General features: G+C 59.0%; 14 protein-coding genes. 12 read left to right on the top strand and 2 right to left on the bottom strand.

What is annotated here, in order from left to right; all coding sequences use genetic code 11:
- The first annotated feature begins 134 nt into the window (after positions 1–134).
- The 4 genes from JXR15_RS02865 to JXR15_RS02850 are packed head-to-tail and all read left to right on the top strand — an operon-like array spanning position 135 to position 5,984.
- Positions 135–1,913: a dipeptide ABC transporter ATP-binding protein gene (locus JXR15_RS02865; protein WP_422051728.1), complete on the top strand. Its 1,779-nt coding sequence runs from the start codon at positions 135–137 to the stop codon at positions 1,911–1,913.
- Positions 1,906–3,798, top strand: a complete 1,893-nt coding sequence (locus JXR15_RS02860) for an ABC transporter substrate-binding protein (protein WP_422051727.1) — start codon at positions 1,906–1,908, stop codon at positions 3,796–3,798. Before JXR15_RS02865 ends, JXR15_RS02860 begins: the two co-directional genes overlap by 8 nt.
- Positions 3,799–3,807: 9 nt before the next feature.
- Entirely contained in the window at positions 3,808–4,836 is a 1,029-nt protein-coding gene (locus JXR15_RS02855; RefSeq protein ID WP_422051726.1) for an ABC transporter permease, read from the top strand.
- On the top strand, positions 4,833–5,984 hold the full coding sequence (locus JXR15_RS02850; RefSeq protein ID WP_422051725.1) for an ABC transporter permease: 1,152 nt from the start codon (positions 4,833–4,835) through the stop codon (positions 5,982–5,984). Before JXR15_RS02855 ends, JXR15_RS02850 begins: the two co-directional genes overlap by 4 nt.
- A 34-nt stretch (positions 5,985–6,018) precedes the next feature.
- Here JXR15_RS02850 and JXR15_RS02845 read toward each other — a convergent pair whose 3' ends face one another.
- Together JXR15_RS02845 and JXR15_RS02840 are read right to left on the bottom strand one after the other, a co-directional pair.
- The gene (locus tag JXR15_RS02845) at positions 6,019–6,540 is read right to left on the bottom strand and encodes a J domain-containing protein (RefSeq protein ID WP_422051724.1); all 522 of its coding nucleotides are present in this window, start codon (positions 6,538–6,540) and stop codon (positions 6,019–6,021) included.
- Positions 6,541–6,721: 181 nt separating this feature from the next.
- Positions 6,722–9,073: a mechanosensitive ion channel family protein gene (locus JXR15_RS02840; protein ID WP_422051723.1), complete on the bottom strand. Its 2,352-nt coding sequence runs from the start codon at positions 9,071–9,073 to the stop codon at positions 6,722–6,724.
- 201 nt (positions 9,074–9,274) lie between these two features.
- On the opposite strand from JXR15_RS02840, the gene JXR15_RS02835 reads away from it, so the two are divergent.
- From JXR15_RS02835 to JXR15_RS02800, 8 genes are read left to right on the top strand one after another with little or no spacing between them, the layout of a single operon-like run.
- Positions 9,275–10,546, top strand: a complete 1,272-nt coding sequence (locus tag JXR15_RS02835; RefSeq protein WP_422052240.1) for a nucleotide sugar dehydrogenase — start codon at positions 9,275–9,277, stop codon at positions 10,544–10,546.
- 34 nt (positions 10,547–10,580) lie between these two features.
- Positions 10,581–11,786, top strand: coding sequence for a glycosyltransferase family protein (locus JXR15_RS02830; RefSeq protein WP_422051722.1), 1,206 nt, complete (start codon positions 10,581–10,583; stop codon positions 11,784–11,786).
- On the top strand, positions 11,783–13,021 hold the full coding sequence (locus tag JXR15_RS02825; protein WP_422051721.1) for a glycosyltransferase family 4 protein: 1,239 nt from the start codon (positions 11,783–11,785) through the stop codon (positions 13,019–13,021). Before JXR15_RS02830 ends, JXR15_RS02825 begins: the two co-directional genes overlap by 4 nt.
- Before the next feature lie 4 nt (positions 13,022–13,025).
- Positions 13,026–14,105 carry a glycosyltransferase family 4 protein gene (locus JXR15_RS02820; protein WP_422051720.1) on the top strand — a complete coding sequence of 360 codons (1,080 nt, stop codon included), beginning with the start codon at positions 13,026–13,028 and terminating at the stop codon, positions 14,103–14,105.
- Positions 14,102–14,689, top strand: coding sequence for a histidine phosphatase family protein (locus tag JXR15_RS02815; RefSeq protein ID WP_422051719.1), 588 nt, complete (start codon positions 14,102–14,104; stop codon positions 14,687–14,689). The genes JXR15_RS02820 and JXR15_RS02815 overlap by 4 nt, the downstream gene beginning before the upstream one ends.
- Positions 14,686–15,828 (top strand): glycosyltransferase family protein, encoded by a 1,143-nt coding sequence (locus tag JXR15_RS02810; protein ID WP_422051718.1) that lies wholly within the window; start codon positions 14,686–14,688, stop codon positions 15,826–15,828. Before JXR15_RS02815 ends, JXR15_RS02810 begins: the two co-directional genes overlap by 4 nt.
- The gene (locus JXR15_RS02805; protein ID WP_422051717.1) at positions 15,825–16,580 is read left to right on the top strand and encodes a polysaccharide deacetylase family protein; all 756 of its coding nucleotides are present in this window, start codon (positions 15,825–15,827) and stop codon (positions 16,578–16,580) included. Before JXR15_RS02810 ends, JXR15_RS02805 begins: the two co-directional genes overlap by 4 nt.
- On the top strand, positions 16,577–17,053 hold the full coding sequence (locus JXR15_RS02800; RefSeq protein WP_422051716.1) for a class I SAM-dependent methyltransferase: 477 nt from the start codon (positions 16,577–16,579) through the stop codon (positions 17,051–17,053). The genes JXR15_RS02805 and JXR15_RS02800 overlap by 4 nt, the downstream gene beginning before the upstream one ends.
- The last annotated feature ends 47 nt before the right edge of the window (positions 17,054–17,100 follow it).

Raw genomic sequence — 17,100 nt, 5'->3', positions numbered from 1 at the left:
ATGCATAAATCTGCGGAGGATCACGCAGGGGCAGGGTCTAGGTGCTTGCTCCGGCAGGGATAATCATGTTGAGTTGACGTAAGACGCTCCGCCACGTGGTGGAAAATAATGAGAGCGTGGCGAGGGAACTTGGTGTGACGGCACTTCTGACGGTTAAAAACCTGAGTATTGGCTTTGGGACTGATGCGCCCGTGGTCGAGGATGTCAGCTTTTCGGTTGAGGCCGGAAAGACGCTGGCGCTGGTCGGGGAGAGTGGTTCTGGCAAGACTTTGAGTTGCCGCTCTGCGCTGCGCATTTTGCCAGCGGCGGCGCAGATGCGGTCCGGTTCGATTGTGCTGTGTGATCGCGAAGGCGGGCATCCAATTGATCTGATGGCGCTCAGCGAAAAGAAGATGCAGGACATTCGCGGCAATCGGGTTTCGATGATTTTTCAGGAGCCTATGCGCTCATTGTCGCCGCTGCACCGGATTGGCAATCAGGTGTCTGAAGCGCTGAAGCTGCACAGGGACTTCAATGCGGCTGAGCGCAAAAAGCGCGTGCTGGCGATGTTTGAGCGTGTGGGCTTTGTGGATCCGGCGCGAGTCTATGAAAGCTATCCGTTTGAGCTGTCTGGCGGAATGCGACAGCGGGCGATGATTGCCATGGCGATGGTCGGTCGGCCCGATATCTTGATCGCGGATGAGCCCACAACGGCGCTGGATGTGACCACACAGGCGCAGGTGTTGGGGTTGATCAAAGACCTGCAGGCCGAGTACGGCATGGCGGTGGTTCTGGTCACGCATGACCTTGGTGTGGTCGCCAATATGGCCGATGACGTGGTTGTGATGAACCGTGGTCGGGTGATGGAAAGTGGGCCTGCCGAGTTGATCTTGGGCGACCCTCAGCATCCTTACACCAAAGACCTGATGGCGGCGGCACCGGAAATTCCGGCCACGCCAGCCGACCGACCGGATGAAGCAGACCGCGATTACATTTTGGAAATGCGCGACGTCAATAAGACCTACATCCTGAAAGGCAGCGCGCCGTGGAAACCCAAGACGGTGGTGAACGCTGTCCGAGGTGTCGATTTTGGCGTGGAGCGTGGCAAGACGCTAGCGGTCGTGGGCGAGTCCGGATCGGGCAAAACCACCTGTGCCCGCATGGCGCTGGGCGCGGAGCGGGCGGATGCAGGGGCGTCGATCCTGTTCCGGGAGACAGCCGAGTCCGAGCCGGTGAACCTTCAGGATCTGGACGGCGATGCCCGACTGAAATTCCAGCGCAAGGCCCAAATGGTGTTTCAGGATCCTTACAGCACGCTCAATCCGCGCATGCGGGTGAAAGATGCGCTGTGCGAACCATTGGAAATTCACGGCATTGGCTCCCCAAGTGACCGGATTGATCGTGCCGTGGAAATCCTCAAATGGGTTGGGCTGAACGAAAACATGCTCACCCGCTACCCACATGCGTTTTCCGGTGGCCAACGGCAGCGTTTGTCGATTGCCCGCGCCTTGATGCTCAACCCGATCTTGCTTGTGTGTGACGAGCCGACCTCGGCGCTGGACGTGTCGGTGCAGGAGCAAGTGCTGCAGCTTTTGGAAGACATCCGTGATAGGCTGAACCTGAGCTATCTGTTCATCAGCCACGACCTCGCGGTGGTGGCACGGATTGCAGATGAGGTGGCGGTGATGCGCTCTGGTCTAGTGGTCGAACAAGGCCCACCGGAGCAGCTGTTTTACAATCCAAAGCACCCCTACACCAAAGCGCTGATCGCAGCGCAGCCAGAGCCGGACATCTCCCGGCCCATCGACCTCAAAATTGTGGCACAGGGAGCGGGATCACCGTCGTCCTGGCCCGAAGAATTCAGATTTGTCGGCGCGGATGCCCCTCCGCTGACCGAGACCGACCCCGGACATAAGGTACGTTTCCATGTTTAGAACCCCGATCCTTGCCGCGGCCTTTGCCGTCTTGGGCCTGAGCGCCGCGCAGGCGGAGTATCAGGAGAGCAGCTTCTGGCAATCCGATGTGGACGCAGGCAGCCTGCCACCGGTGGCGGAACGGGTGCCAGACGCGCCAAAGGTTGTAGATCTCAAACTGCGCAATCGCGAGCTTGGACAACAAGGTGGCACGCTGCGCACCATGGTGACCCGCTCCAAAGACGTGCGCCAGATGGTGGTCTATGGCTATGGCCGTTTGGTGGGGTTCAACGAGCGTTACGAACTGGTCGCTGATATTCTCAAGAGTTTTGAGAACGAAGACGACAAGAAGTTCACCCTGCATCTGCGTCCTGGCCATAAATGGTCTGACGGGCATCCGTTCACTTCTGAGGACTTCCGTTACTTCTGGGAAAACGTGGCCAACAACGAGTTGCTGTCCCCCTCCGGCCCGGTGGATTTCCTGCGCGTGGAAGGCGAGTTGCCGAAGGTAAGCTTCCCGGATGAGCACACAGTCATTTATGAATGGAGCAAGCCCAACCCGCAGTTTTTGCAGATGTTGGCAGAGGCCCGTCCGCCATTCATTTATCGCCCGGCGCATTATCTGAAGCCGTATCATGCGGATTTCACCGACGAAGAAGAGCTGCGCGAGCGGCTGTATGAGGCGCGGGTGCGCAGCTGGGCGGCGCTGCACAACCGTCAGGACAACATGTATAAGTTCGACAATCCGGATCTGCCCACGTTGCAGCCCTGGATGATGGCGACCAAAGACGGCAAGAGCCGGTTCCTGTTTGTGCGCAATCCCTATTATCACCGGGTCGACACCAACGGTGTGCAATTGCCCTACGTTGATGTGATCGAAATGCAGGTGGTGGCTCCGGGGCTGGTGGCGGCCAAAGCCAACGCAGGTGAGGTGGATCTTCAGGCGCGGGGACTGGACTTCAAAGATGCGGCGATCCTGAAGAAGGGCGAAGCATCCGGCGGTTACAAAACCAAGCTGTGGGGCAATGGCACGGCCAGCCAGATCGCGATTTATCCAAACCTGAACTACAATGACGAGGGCTGGCGTGAAGTGATGCGCGATGTGCGATTCCGCCGGGCGCTGTCGCTGGCGATCAACCGCAAAACCATAAACAAAGGCCTGTATTTTGGTCTGGCCAAGCCTGGTGGCATGACGGTTTTGCCTGTCAGCCCTTTCTTCAAAGAAGCAAACCGTGATGCCTGGGCGATCCGAGATGTCGAGATGGCCAATGCGATGCTCGATGAAATGGGCTTGGACAAACGTGACAAAGATGGCTTCCGCCTGCTGCCTGACGGACGGCCTGCCTGGATGGTCATTGAGACCGCAGGCGAGCGGCAGGAAGTGGAAAACGCGCTGCAGATCATCACCGACAACTGGGCCGAGATCGGCGTGAAGCTGATCATGCGTCCGCTGGAGCGTGATATCCTGCGCAACCGGGTTTATGCAGGTGAAACCATGGCCTCTACCTGGTTTGGCTGGGACAACGGCTTGCCACAGCCGTATACCTCTCCGTCGTATCTGGCGCCGTGGGATCAGGCGTTTCAGGCCTGGCCGAAGTGGGGGCAGTACCATCAGAATCACGGTGCGGTTGGGGAACCACCCGATCTGCCCGCGGCCATTGAGCTGAACGACTTGGCGCATCAGTGGACCAGGGCGTATTCCTCGGTGGATCGCGGTCTGATCTGGCAGAAAATGGTGGATATTCACGCCGACAATGTCTTTGCGATTGGCATCATAAACGGTGCCCCGCAGCCGGTGGTGGTCAGCAACAGCTTGCGCAACGTGCCAGAAAAAGCCATCTGGGCCTGGTCGCCGGGCGCACATTTCGGGGTGCACCGCCCTGATGAATTTTTCTTCGCGGAATAGGAGCGCAGAATGGCCCTGCTGCGGTTTGCAGTCTTCCGGTTTCTGACCATGCTGGCCACACTTGTTGTGGTGTCGGTGCTGGTGTTTTTGATCATCACCCTGCCGCCGGGGGACTATCTGTCCAACCAGATCAACGAGCTGCGGGCCACGGGCCAATCGGCTGGTATCGCCAAGGCGGAGTTTCTGCGGTCGGAGTATTCGCTGGATCAGCCGCTGTACAAACAGTACCTGATTTGGGCGGGTTTTATGCCGGGGCCACATGGGTTTGCCGGGCTGTTGCAGGGTGAGTTTGGCTGGTCGTTTGAGTTTGACAAACCGGTGGCTGACTTGGTGGGCGGCGCGTTGTGGATGACCGTTTTGGTCAATCTGGCGGCGGTGCTGTTCATTTACGCGGTGGCCTTGCCTTTGGGCATTCTGGCGGCGGCAAAATCCAAAACCTGGGTGGATTATACCTCCGCTTTTGTGGGTTATTTGGGCTTGGCGACGCCAAACTTCTTGCTGGCGTTGATCCTGTTTTATTACGGCAATCGCTATCTCAACCTGCCGATTGGCGGTCTTATGGATCCGCAATACGAAGGTCAGCCGATGAGCTTTGGCAAGATGAAGTCGGTGCTCATTCACCTGATCATTCCGACTTTTGTGATTGGTACCTCTGGTGCGGCGGCAATGATGCAGCGACTGCGGGCAAACCTACTGGATGAGCTGGGCAAACCCTATGTGGAGACCGCCCGCGCCAAAGGAATGAGCGAGCCGCGCATGTTGACCAAATACCCACTGCGCGTGGCGTTTAACCCGTTTGTGGCGGACATTGGCACGTTGTTGCCCTCGTTGATTTCCGGGTCGGTCCTGGTTTCGGTGGTACTCGGTTTGCAGACCATTGGGCCGCTGTTGCTGTCTGCTCTGAAGTCACAAGATCTGTTCCTGTCAGCCTTTGTGCTGATGTTTGTGGCGCTGCTGACGTTGATTGGCACTTTGGTGTCTGACCTGTTGCTGGCGCTGCTGGATCCGCGCATTCGATTTGGAGGGCGGGAGCGATGAGCATGCAACCCGATGGACGCTACGTCGATCAGGCGCCATATGACCCCGAAGCGGCCGCAGAGGCACGTAGCGCAGAGTTGGATATGTCCAATGCGCGGCTGTTGTGGCTGCGGTTTAAGGAACACAAGCTGGGTCTGATTTCCGGCGCCTTCCTGCTGTTGGCCTATTTGTCGCTGCCGTTTGCCGGATTTTTTGCGCCCTATTCGCCCAATGAGCGGTTGGAAGACTACATCTACGCGCCACCGCAGCGGATACATTTTATGCATGACGGCGCGTTTGTGGGCCCACATGTCTACCCAACCGTCGCGGAAATGGACCTGGAGACCTTCAGTTGGAAATACGTGCAGGACACAGAAACGCCCGCCATGCTGGAGTTTTTCTGTGAAGGGTCTGAGTATAAATTGGCAGGGTTGATCCCGTCCAACACCCACCTGTTCTGTGCTCCTGAAGGCGCGACGTTGTTCCTGTTTGGCGCAGATCGGCTTGGGAGGGATGTGTTTTCGCGCATCTTCTATGGTGCGCAATTGTCGCTGACGGTTGGCCTTGTCGGTATCACGGTGTCCTTTGTGATCGGCATCGTGCTGGGCTCGATTGCGGGCTACTTCGGGGGCTTCTTGGACTGGATCATCAACCGGGTGATCGAAGTGCTGCGCAGCCTGCCGGAATTGCCACTTTGGCTGGCCTTGTCCGCCGCGGTACCGTCCCATTGGGGCCCGGTGTCCGTGTTCTTCATCATTTCAATAATCTTGGGGATACTCGATTGGCCCGGTTTGGCGCGTGCGGTGCGGTCCAAATTCCTCAGCCTGCGGGAAGAAGAGTTTGTGAAAGCAGCCGAGATGATGGGCGCAAAACCAAGTCGCGTGATCAAGAAACACCTGTTGCCCAACTTCCTCAGCCACCTGATCGCCAGCGCAACGCTGTCGATTCCGGCAATGATTTTGGGCGAGACCGCGCTGTCGTTCCTTGGCCTTGGCCTGCGGGCACCAGCGGTGAGTTGGGGCGTGATGCTGAATGATGCGCAGAACCTGGCCTCGATTGAGATCTACCCGTGGACGGCAATCCCAATGCTGCCCATTGTGATTGTGGTGCTGGCGTTCAACTTCTTTGGGGATGGCTTGCGCGACGCGATGGATCCAAACCGCAGTTAAGGCTGCGGTTTGGCGCTGTTCACGACCCAGTAAGTTAGTGGCAGGCGGAGAGCACAGGGCGCTGCGCGGCGGTGCTGAGTGTCTTGCGGGTGCCTTCAAATGCCGCGCGGGCGGTATTGATCAGCGATTGCTCCGCACGGTTCCATTTGGTGGTGGTCTGCAGCGCGATCTGGCGCGGGTTTGGTTCTTCCAAACGGGGCGCCGGTTCGGCGATTTTTGTGGCCTGCGCGGCCTTCCAGGCTTTTGCGGCTTTGCGCGCCATGGCGTCGCGCTGGCGGCGCCACGCTTGGCACTCTGCAGCCTGACGCGCTGTGCGGGCACGGCGACGACGTGGCTTTGGTGCTGGCTGTGCGTCGTTCAGCGCGCGGTGGTGGGCCACAGCATCATAAGCTGCGTTGATCTCACTCATGCGCCGTGAGGCTTCCTCAGGATTGATTTTGGCCAGATCAGGATGGTAGCGCCGCGCCAGTCGGCGCCACGCCGCCCGCATCTCCATTTCCGAAGACGTCGGTGTCACCTGCAAGAGGTCGTATGCGTATGTGAGATCCTGTGCCATGGGATGAGTGTGGGCCTTTGAGCTTCATTCATCAAGTATTTGGCTAAAATTCTAAGTATCTTCTTAAGTGTACGTTTAGGAGTATGCAGCCTTTGGTTAACGGGCCCCAAAAAAGTAACAGGGCACGTGCTGGCCGCACCTGCCCTGTTGGTTGCTTAATGAAAGGCTTGGTACCCAGCGCTTATCGGTCGTCCCCGCCTTCGGGTCCACCTTCCATGGCCTCCTCATCAACAGCGGCCTGCGCGGCCCCGGCAACAGCCTCGCGTTGCTTTGGTGTGAGGTCTTCGGCGGTGTCACCCTCGGCAATGCGTACAGTGACCTCGCGGTGGGCAAATTTGATGCCTTCGCGCTCAAACAGCTCGCGGATGTCCTGATAAACACGCTTGCGCACCAACCATTGGTCACCGGGTTTGGTCATGAATTTCACCCGGATGATCATGGCGCTGTCTTGCATTTCGATCACGCCCTGAGACTTCAGAGGTTGGATAAAGTTGTGGCCAATCACTGGATCATCGAGCAGTTCAACACCGAGATTTTTGACCAGCTTGCGCACCCGCTCCACATCCGTGTCATAGGTCACGCGGAGCTTGAGCTTCATAATCACCCAGTCGCGGGAATAGTTGGTGAGATGCTGGATTTCGCCAAATGGGATGGTGTGCAGCGGCCCAAGGTGGTGGCGCAGCTGGAAGGAGCGGACGGAGATTTTCTCAACGGTGCCTTTTACGGCGCCAATGTCGATGTATTCGCCTTTGCGAAAAGCGTCATCAAATAGGAAAAACGCGCCGGAGAAGATATCCCGTACCAGAGATTGCGCGCCAAAGCCCACAGCCAAGCCAACTACACCAGCACCGGCAAACAGCGGGCTGACGTTCACGCCCATTTCCAGCAGCACAATCAGCACAATGGTGACCACAATCACCAGCAGGATGGTGTTGCGGAACAGCGGCAAGAGTGTTGCCAAGCGCGAGGCGCTGGCACCGCCGCCTTCATCGCCAAGCTCGGCCTCTTCGGTGGGTTCACCTTGTTCTTCGCGGATGCGGCGGTCGATCCAGATACGGAACGAATGGAACCCGATGTATCCGATGAACAGGATGACAATCATGTCCAGAACGCGCCCGCCAAGCATGTCTTCGTCGATGATGCCGTCCGCATCAAAGATGTAGAGTGCCGCATAAAGCCCGGCAACAAGCGCCAGTACCCCGGAAATCCGGCGCGCCAGTTCCTCAAACGTGTGCATCTGGCGATGGTCGATCAAGTTCTCGAGCTTGAAAAGCTCCTCTTCCTGCTGCTCGGTAAGATGGCCTTCCTCATCGGCTTCTTCACGCAGCGCATCCGCGGCGTCATTCACCTCTTTGACCGTGCGGTTGCGTTCAAAGTAGCGTTCGATGCCGTAGTTGATGGTGGCGTAGACCACGATCACAGCGGTGAGAATGGCGTAGGCCCCGGCAATCAACGGGATGCCCGTGTCGTTGCCCAGGATCAGATCCCAGGACATGCTGGCCCAGCCGTAGAGCACATACAAAATAAACAGCGGTGCCCAGAAGGTGCTGGCCCAGCGGGTGGCCAGCGGCACGCGGTTGGCTTCGCGACCGTTGCGCAGGGCAGACGAAATGGCACCGTAGTTGGCAAAGACCAGCGCAATGTTGCCAAGCGCAAACAGAGTGGACAGCAACAGGGTCATCACGGCGGAGACGTCATAGACCAGTCCCAGCTCACTCAACCATTCGCCAAAGATCATGGTGACAACGTCCACAATGCCCAGGCCCATGACCCAAAGGTGCAGTTTCTTTGCGTCATGTGTGGAAAACGGTGGGATGCGGTACTGCGGCAGGTAAGGCGACAGGATCATGCGCCAGATCAAGGCGATCAGGCGGGACAGGGCGTAGGCGGCAAAGATCGACGCGTTGGTAAACCGCACGGCGGTGTCGTCAGAGGTGCCAAAAATCAGCAGGCCAAGCAGCGCGGCAAATGTCATGCCGACAAACACGCCGATGACGCCGGCGATGAAGCGCACCACAAGGAAAGGCAGCTTCTGCGTGTAGCCTTCGGGGGTCTCTTTCACCAGGGGAATGACAAACCGCGCCGCGAGACGCCGCCCGTAAATCTGGCGTTCAAAAAGCACACCAAAGGCCAGCAAAGCCAGGGTGATGACCAACTGTTTTGCAAAGAACAGAATGCTGCCGTCCGGGCTTGACGCACGCAGGATAAACAGCACCTCATTGATGGCAATCGGTAGATGCTGAATGCGATCCTGCAGCACTTTGTTGAAGCCTTCGAGCTCCCACTGAAGCCGCATCACCGAGGTCATGGTGGTTTTTTCATTGACCTCCTCTGCGGCTTCACTTGCCTCGTCGGTCATTTTGGACGTGCCGTTGCCATCCAGAATGATGACGGTCATGCCGTTTTCATTGGCTTGCTGCACAAGCTGGGACATGGCGTCGTTAGTGGTGCCGGTATCGGCGTCCTGCGCGTGCAGGCCCGCGAGAGGCAAAAAGAGACATACCGAAAGAACGGCAAGCAAAAGTCGGATCATGAGGTGGTCTTTCCTGTCGTCGTTTCTTGGTCTTACAGGAACTGACACGCGCCGCAAAACAGTTAAGCAGAGAGCGTTGCGATTTAGGCGCGTCTCGCGCCTGCCTTACATCGCTTTGGGGGTGACATTCTCGGGGAAACCGGATAGCGCGAGTTGCTAGGGAATGATGCGCATTTTCACAAAGGCACGAGAGACGTGAGCCTGACAAAGACAGAAAAAATTGCCGTTTTGGGGCTGGGATATGTGGGTCTGCCGCTGGCCTTGGGGCTGGCACGTGCGGGCTTTGACGTGGTTGGGTTTGATACCAATGCCAAGCTGGTTGCGCGCCTGCTTGAGGGGCGTGACCCAAATGGGGAAGTCTCGTCCGAAACTTTGGCCAAAAGCTCTGCTCTGTTTAGCCATGACGCATCAGATTTGGCGGGGTGCACTGCGTTCATTCTGGGCGTACCAACGCCAATCACCGACGCCAAAGAACCGGACCTTGGGCCCGTGTTGGGCGCGTGCAACACCATTGCGCCATATCTGACACCTGGCGCCTTGGTGATTTTGGAAAGCACGGTCTATCCGGGCGTGACCGAAGATGTGTGCGGCCCGGCTTTGGCGGAGGCCAGCGGGCTTGAGGCCGGCAAAGACATCAAGCTGGGCTATTCGCCGGAGCGGGTGAACCCCGGTGACGCGGAACACACGCTGGAGCATGTGGTGAAGGTGGTGGCGGCGCAGGATGCTGAAACGCTGGATCGCGTGGATGCCATCTACCGTCCGGTGATCAAGGCGGGTCTGCATCGGGCCAGCTCGATCAAAACCGCCGAGGCGGCCAAGGTGATTGAGAACACCCAGCGGGATTTGAACATTGCGCTGGTGAATGAGTTCTCGCTGATTTTCTCCCGCATGGGATTGGACACGCTGGAAGTCTTGGAGGCGGCCGGCACCAAGTGGAATTTCCTGCCGTTTACGCCGGGCCTTGTTGGGGGGCACTGTATTGGTGTGGATCCTTATTACTTGACCTATCGCGCTGAACAGCTCGGCTATCGGCCAGAGGTGATTTTGGCTGGGCGCCGGATCAACGACCATATGGGACGTCATGTGGCGCAGGAGGTGATCAAAGGCCTGCTCGCCAAGGGGACCAATGCCTCCGGCGCACGGGTGCTGGTCATGGGACTGGCGTTTAAGGAAAACTGCGCGGACACCCGCAACTCACGGGTTGTCGACATTGTCGAAGAGCTCAAAAGCTACTCGGCAGAGGTGGATATCTGGGATCCCTGGGTGGATCCCGAAGTTGTCGAGGCGGAATACGGATTTGGGCTGGTCGACCAGCCCAAAAATACCACTTATGATGCCGTGGTCGTTGCCGTTGCGCATCGCCAGTTCCGCGAGTTGGACGGCGCGGCGATAAGAGCCCTCGGAAAGCCGGATGCTTTGCTTTACGATATCAAAGGGGTTTTGCCGAAGTCCGAGTCGGACTGGCGGCTATAAAAGCGAGGCGGGTGACGTGTCCGAGGCGATTTCTATGACGGGTGATCTGGCGGCCAATGCGTCGCCGCGTGTGCTGTTTTACAGCCACGACACCTATGGTCTGGGCCATCTGCGCCGATCGCGCGCGTTGGCGACCGCGATCACACAGGCCGACAGTCGGATTTCCGCGTTGATCCTGACCGGGTCTCCCGTTGCCGGTCGCTTCCCGTTTCCGGACAATGTTGACCACATTCGCCTGCCTGGTGTGACCAAAACGCCGGATGGCGACTACGAGAGCGAACGGCTGGGGCTGCACATTGATGAAACCACCGCCCTGCGGGCCGGTTTGATCAAAGCGACGGTTGAGCATTTTGATCCTGACATCGTGATTGTGGACAAGGAGCCAACCGGCTTTCGCGGCGAGCTGTTGCCTGCGTTGGAGTGGCTGAAGGCCAAGCGTAAAGCGCATTTGGTGCTTGGCCTGCGGGATGTGCTGGACGACCCCAAGGTACTGGCTGCCGAATGGGACCGCAAAGGCGCGCTGGAAGCGGCTGAGACATACTACGACGAAACATGGGTCTACGGGCTGCGCTCAATCTACGATCCGGTGGCGGGGCTCAATCTGTCGCAAAACTTCCGCTCCCGCATGAAGTTCACCGGCTATCTACACCGCGAAGCCCTCAGCGAAGGCGAGACGCCTGAGCAGCCTTATGTGCTGGTCACCCCCGGCGGTGGCGGTGACGGTGCCGGCATGGTGGATTTGGTGTTGTCTGCCTATGAGCAGGACCCAGATCTGTCGCCTCGCGCCATGCTGGTTTACGGGCCGTTCCTGAGTGGCGAGGTGCGTGCCGAATTTGAAGCCCGCGTCGCCAAACTCGATGGGCGCGTGCAGGCCGTGGGCTTTGACAGCCGCATGGAAACCTTGATGAAGGGCGCGATGGGGATTGTCTCTATGGGCGGCTACAACACCTTCTGTGAGGTGCTGTCCTTTGACAAACCGGTGGTGATTGTGCCGCGCACCCGTCCGCGTATGGAGCAACATATCCGCGCTAGCCGCGCTGAGAGCCTTGGGCTTGTGCGCATGTTGGATGAACAGCGCGACGGTTTCACACCACAGGCAATGATTGCTGCCATTCGCGCGTTGCCGGATCAGCCAAAACCAAGCCACGCCTTTGTGCCCGGTCTGCTGGACGGGTTGGACGTGGTGTCCGAACGTACTTTGGCAATGCTAGGCGTTGCCCGATCTCAAGGCGCTGCATGACTTCTGAAAGACCTAAAGTGGCGGTGGTGGTCAAAGGTTGGCCCCGCCTGTCAGAGACATTTATCGCGCAGGAAATTGTGGCCCTGGAAGAGACAGGATACGACCTGTCGATGTGGTCCCTGCGCTTCCCCACCGACAAGAAACGTCACCCGCTGCATGAGCGTTTGCAAGCGCCGGTGCATTACTTGCCGGAGTATCTGCATCAGGAGCCGTTGCGGGTTCTGAAAGGGGTGTTGTCGGGGCTGTTCAAGCCACGGTTCTGGACCGCCGTGGGGTCTTGGTTCAAAGACCTGCGCCGCGATGTGACCCGCAACCGGGTGCGCCGCTTTGGGCAGGCCTGTGTTCTGGCGCGGGAGCTGCCGGACGACATTGACCTGCTCTACGCGCATTTCATGCACACGCCGGCTTCTGTGACACGCTATGCGGCGATCATGCGCGATATGCCGTGGTCGGTGTCGGCGCATGCCAAAGACATCTGGACGTCGCCTGAGTGGGAAAAACGCGAGAAACTGCAAGACAGCACTTTTGGCGCGGAGTTTCTGGCGACTTGTACCAAAGTCGGCGCGGATCACTTAGCCGAGTTGGCAGACAGTCCAGATCGCGTGGAACTGGTCTATCACGGATTGGATCTGACCCGTTTTCCGGAGCCGCCGACTGAACGGCGTACCGGTGAAAGTGTGCGCTTCCTGTCTGTGGGGCGTTTGGTGGAGAAGAAAGGCTTTGACCGTTTGATCTCTGCTCTGGCGCTTTTGCCCAAAGATCTCGACTGGCATTGGGAACACATCGGCGGTGGTGGCGATGGCAGCCTGTTGAAGGTGCAAGCTGAAACGCTTGGCGTTGCCGATCGTATCACGTGGCGCGGGGCGTGTGACCAGCCCGAAGTGATTGAGGCGATGCGTGTGTCGGACGTGTTCGTGTTGCCAAGCCGAATTGCCGAGGACGGCGACCGCGACGGGTTGCCCAATGTGCTGATGGAAGCAGCCAGCCAAAAGCTGTGCCTGCTGTCCACGCCGGTGTCGGCCATTCCGGAGTTCATCACCGATGGCGAGCATGGCGTGTTGTCTAGTGATGCGCCCGAGGCGCTTGCGGCGGCGATGGAACGTTTGGCGCGGGATGCAGGGCTGCGGGAGCGGCTCACCGAGGCGGCATATGGTCGGCTGACGGCGCATTTCCTGATGCAGCCGGGCATTGCCCAGCTGGACGCGCGCCTGCAATCGGCTGTGCGGAAGGCCTGATCCGATGGGGCCCATTGCGTTCTATGCCCCTCTCAAATCACCGCACCATCCGGTGCCGTCTGGCGAGCGCCAGATGGCGCGCAACCTGACGCAACTGCTGACCCGCGACGGCGTCGCGCCCACGCTGGTCTCGGAGCTGCGCAGCTTTGATAAATATGGCGATGCGGCGGTGCAGGCGGAGCTGCTGGCACAGGCAGCGGCGGAAATACCGGCGCTGATTTCACAAGGACGGGCTGAGAGCTGGACCCTGTGGGCGACCTATCACAGCTACTACAAAGCGCCGGATCTGCTGGGGCCCGCCGTCAGTGCGGCACTGGGCATTCCTTATGTGTCTTTTGAGGCCACGCGGGCCAACAAGCGCTTGGGCGGGCCTTGGGATGCTTTTGAGAAAAAGGCGCAGGCCGCCTGTGATGCGGCGGATGTACTGTTTCATTTCACGGGGCGTGATGCGGTGGCGTTGCGGGATCACCTGAATGACGGGCAGCAGCTTGTGCATCTGCCGCCATTCTTGGCGCAGGAAGCGTTGCAGGAACCGGCGCAGCCAGTAGCATCGACCATTCTAGTGGCGGGCATGATGCGCAAGGGCGACAAACTGGCGTCCTATAGCATCATCGCCGAAGCTTTGGCGCATCTGACCGGGAACTGGCAGATCGAGATTGCTGGGGATGGGCCGTGTCGTGGTGAAGTTGAAGCGCTGATGGCGCCCTATGGGGATCGGGTTCGATTTCTGGGGCAACTGGACGCTGCCGAATTGGCACAGGCTTATGAGCGCGCGCGGGTGTTTCTGTGGCCCGGCGTGAACGAAGCTTTTGGCATGGTCTATCTTGAAGCGCAGGCACATGGAGTGCCGGTGGTTGCGCAGGAGCGCCCTGGAGTGCGTGACGTGGTCGCGGCAGAGGGCTTGGTGGCCGACCCATCGCCAGAGGCGCTTGCAGCGGCGCTTTTGTCGGTGTTGAATGACGATGAAACGCATCGGCAACGAGCGCAAAACGCGCGGGACTTGGTGCAATATCACCACCTGCTCCCAGCCGCCCAGCGGACCGTGTGGGAAGTGCTGAACCCATTGATGAAAGAGACATTATGATCCGATTGGCCATGCTGCGGCACGGACACACCCATTGGAACCGCGCCGGACAAATTCAGGGGCGTACGGATATTCCTTTGGACGATGAGGCGCGCGAAGGACTGGCAGAATTCAAACTGCCCACGGGCTGGGACTCCGCTGATCTGGCGGCAAGCCCGCTGCTGCGTGCGCAGGAGACTGGCGAGATTGTCACCGGGCGCAAGCCGAATGTCATAGACGCTCTGATCGAGATGGATTGGGGCGACTGGGAAGGCAAAAAGGGCGTGGACCTTAAGGCTGATCCCAACAGCGGGTTTCGCGACATTGAGCAGTGGGGTTGGAACTACCAACCACCCAACGGGGAAAGCCCGCAAATGGTCTGGGACCGTTTGGCCCCTTGGCTGTTTGGCCTGCAGTGCGATTGCATTGCGGTTTGTCACATCGGCATCATGCGGATGATTTTGGCCAAAGCTCATGGCTGGGATTTTGACGGATCAGCACCCTTTGCGGTGAAACGCAACCGGCTGTTTGTGGTGGAAATTGAGGGGGATACGGTTAAAGTCGCAGACCCTGATATTGTGCGATTGGAAAGGCGCAGCGCATGAAGGTTTTGATCGCTGTCACCCATCTTCTGGGCACCGGGCATCTGTCCCGTGCTTTGACGCTTGCCCGCGCGTTTACGCGTGACGGCCATGAAGCTGTGGTGCTTTCGGGCGGGATGCCTGCAAAGCATCTGGACAAGGACGGCGTTGCGCTTGTGCAGCTGCCGCCGTTGGCCTCGGATGGGGTGGATTTCACCAAGCTGCTTACCGACCTGGGGGTCGAGGCGGATGCCGCTTATCGCGCAAAACGTCAGATGATGATGGTGAAAGCTGTGGAAGACATGGCGCCGGATGTGGTGATCACTGAGCTCTTCCCCTTTGGCCGGCGCAGCCTGTCGGCGGAGTTTGAGGCGCTTTTGGACGCCGCAAAATCTCTGCCGCAGCCTGCCTTGGTGCTGGCCTCGGTGCGCGACATCCTTGCGCCCCCGTCGAAAGCCGCCAAAGCTGCCCGCGCCCGCGAAGTGATCAAGCAGTATTACGACGGCGTTTTGGTGCACGCTGATCCAGAGCTGACCAAGCTCGAACTGAGCTGGCCCCTGACCAGCGATGTGACGGCGATGCTGCGCTACACCGGCTACGTGGCGCCTCCCGCGCCACAGAAACACGCCGACAGTGCTGGCGCAGGTGAAATTGTTGTCAGCGCCGGTGGCGGCGCTGTTGGGCAGGCGCTGTTTGAATGCGCCATCAAAGCTGCCAAACGCAGCCCGTTGCGCTGGCGCCTGCTCGTAGGCGGCGCCAATGCTGAGGCGCGGATTGCGGAGCTCAAAACGCTGGCGGATGATCCGATGATCAAGATTGAGCCGGTACGGCCCGATTTCCGGCAGATTCTGCACCATGTGACCGCTTCGGTCAGCATGTGCGGATACAACACCGCGCTGGACGTGCTGCAAACCGGCGTGCCCGCTGTGTTTGTGCCGTTTGATGATGGTGGTGAAGTGGAACAGACTTTGCGCGCCCGCGCCCTGTCTGTGCAGTCGGGCATCGAGGTGCTGAGCGCCACGGATCTAACTCCGCAAAGCCTGATGGCAGAGATCAAACGTGTGGCCTCCAAAGACCGTCGCAGCCCCTCTGGCTTGCGTATGAATGGCGCCGCGGAAAGTGTGCGCATCGCGCAATCCATGCTGGCGGAGTTGCGCGGGTGAGGATTGACTGGACGCCGTTGCGGACGGAACTGGCGCAATGGCGCGCAGCCGGTTTGGATCTGCCGCTCTGGTGGCGGGATGACGATGCGGTTGCACCCACCGAAGCGCTGGATCAGCTTGCGTCGTTGAGTACGGCAACAGAAGTCCCAGTGCATCTGGCGATCATTCCGAAAGACGCAACGGCGGCTTTGGCGCGGGACTTGCCAGAGTGCTTTGTGCCAGTTGTGCATGGCTGGGCGCATGTCAGCCACACGCCGGAGGGTGTCAAAAACGCCGAGTTTGGGGCGGGGCGCCGAGCCAGCGCGGCGCTGCAAGATGCCTCCGAAGGCCTTGCGCGGTTGAAAAGCCTGTTTGGCAACAGGTTTGCGCCGATGTTTGTACCGCCGTGGAACCGGATTGCGCCCGATGTTGTGGCGGGGTTGGCAGAGACCGGGTTTGACGCAGTGTCGACCTATAGCCCGCGCAAAACCGCCATGGCCGTCTCTGGAGTGGCGCAGATCAACACCCATATCGATCCGATTTTCTGGCGCGGCCACAGAGGCTTGGTGAATACAGAGACATTGGTGCCTCAGGTCGTGACGCTATTGCAAGATCGGCGCGCGGGCCTCACAGACAATCAAGAACCCTTGGGATATCTCACGCACCACCTTGTGCATGACGCCGATATCTGGGAGTTTTCGCGGCAGTTTTTGCTGGAAATTTGCGAGGGGCCAGTGCGGCTCTATCGCCACGATGGAAAGGGCAACCTATGAGCCGTTTGAACAGCATGATGCGGCGCTTGGCAGCGCAGGCCGAGGGGCTGGAGTGGGGCAACACCATGGTGGACAGCCTTGAGGGGGATTTCCTCGACATGGGGCTGGGCAATGGCCGCACCTATGACCACATCCGCGAGATTGCGCCCAACCGTCGGATCTGGGTGATCGACCGTGCGCTGAACTGTCACCATTCCTGTGTACCACCTGAGGAAGACTTCCTGCAGGGCGAAGCGGAAGAGATGCTCAAAAAGATGGCGGCGGACGGCACCAAAGTGGCCATGGCGCACTATGATTTTGGCTTTGGCGACAAGGACAAGGACGTGGCCGAAGCGGCGCGCCTATCTGCGATGATCAAAGAGATCATGCTGCCCGGTGGCGTGCTGGTCTCTGGTCAGCCGCTGGTCGGATTTGAGCAGGTGCGCGGGCCAACCACTGTGGCGCCGGAGCGCTATTATTTCTACAGAACATAAAGAAGTGCCCGGTCAGTGACCGGGCGTTTTGCTCTTTGGCTTGGTGC

This window comes from Shimia sp., from assembly GCF_049116215.1.
In the GTDB taxonomy this organism is placed as follows: Bacteria; Pseudomonadota; Alphaproteobacteria; order Rhodobacterales; family Rhodobacteraceae; genus Shimia.
This window is presented reverse-complemented; position numbering and strand designations above follow the sequence as displayed.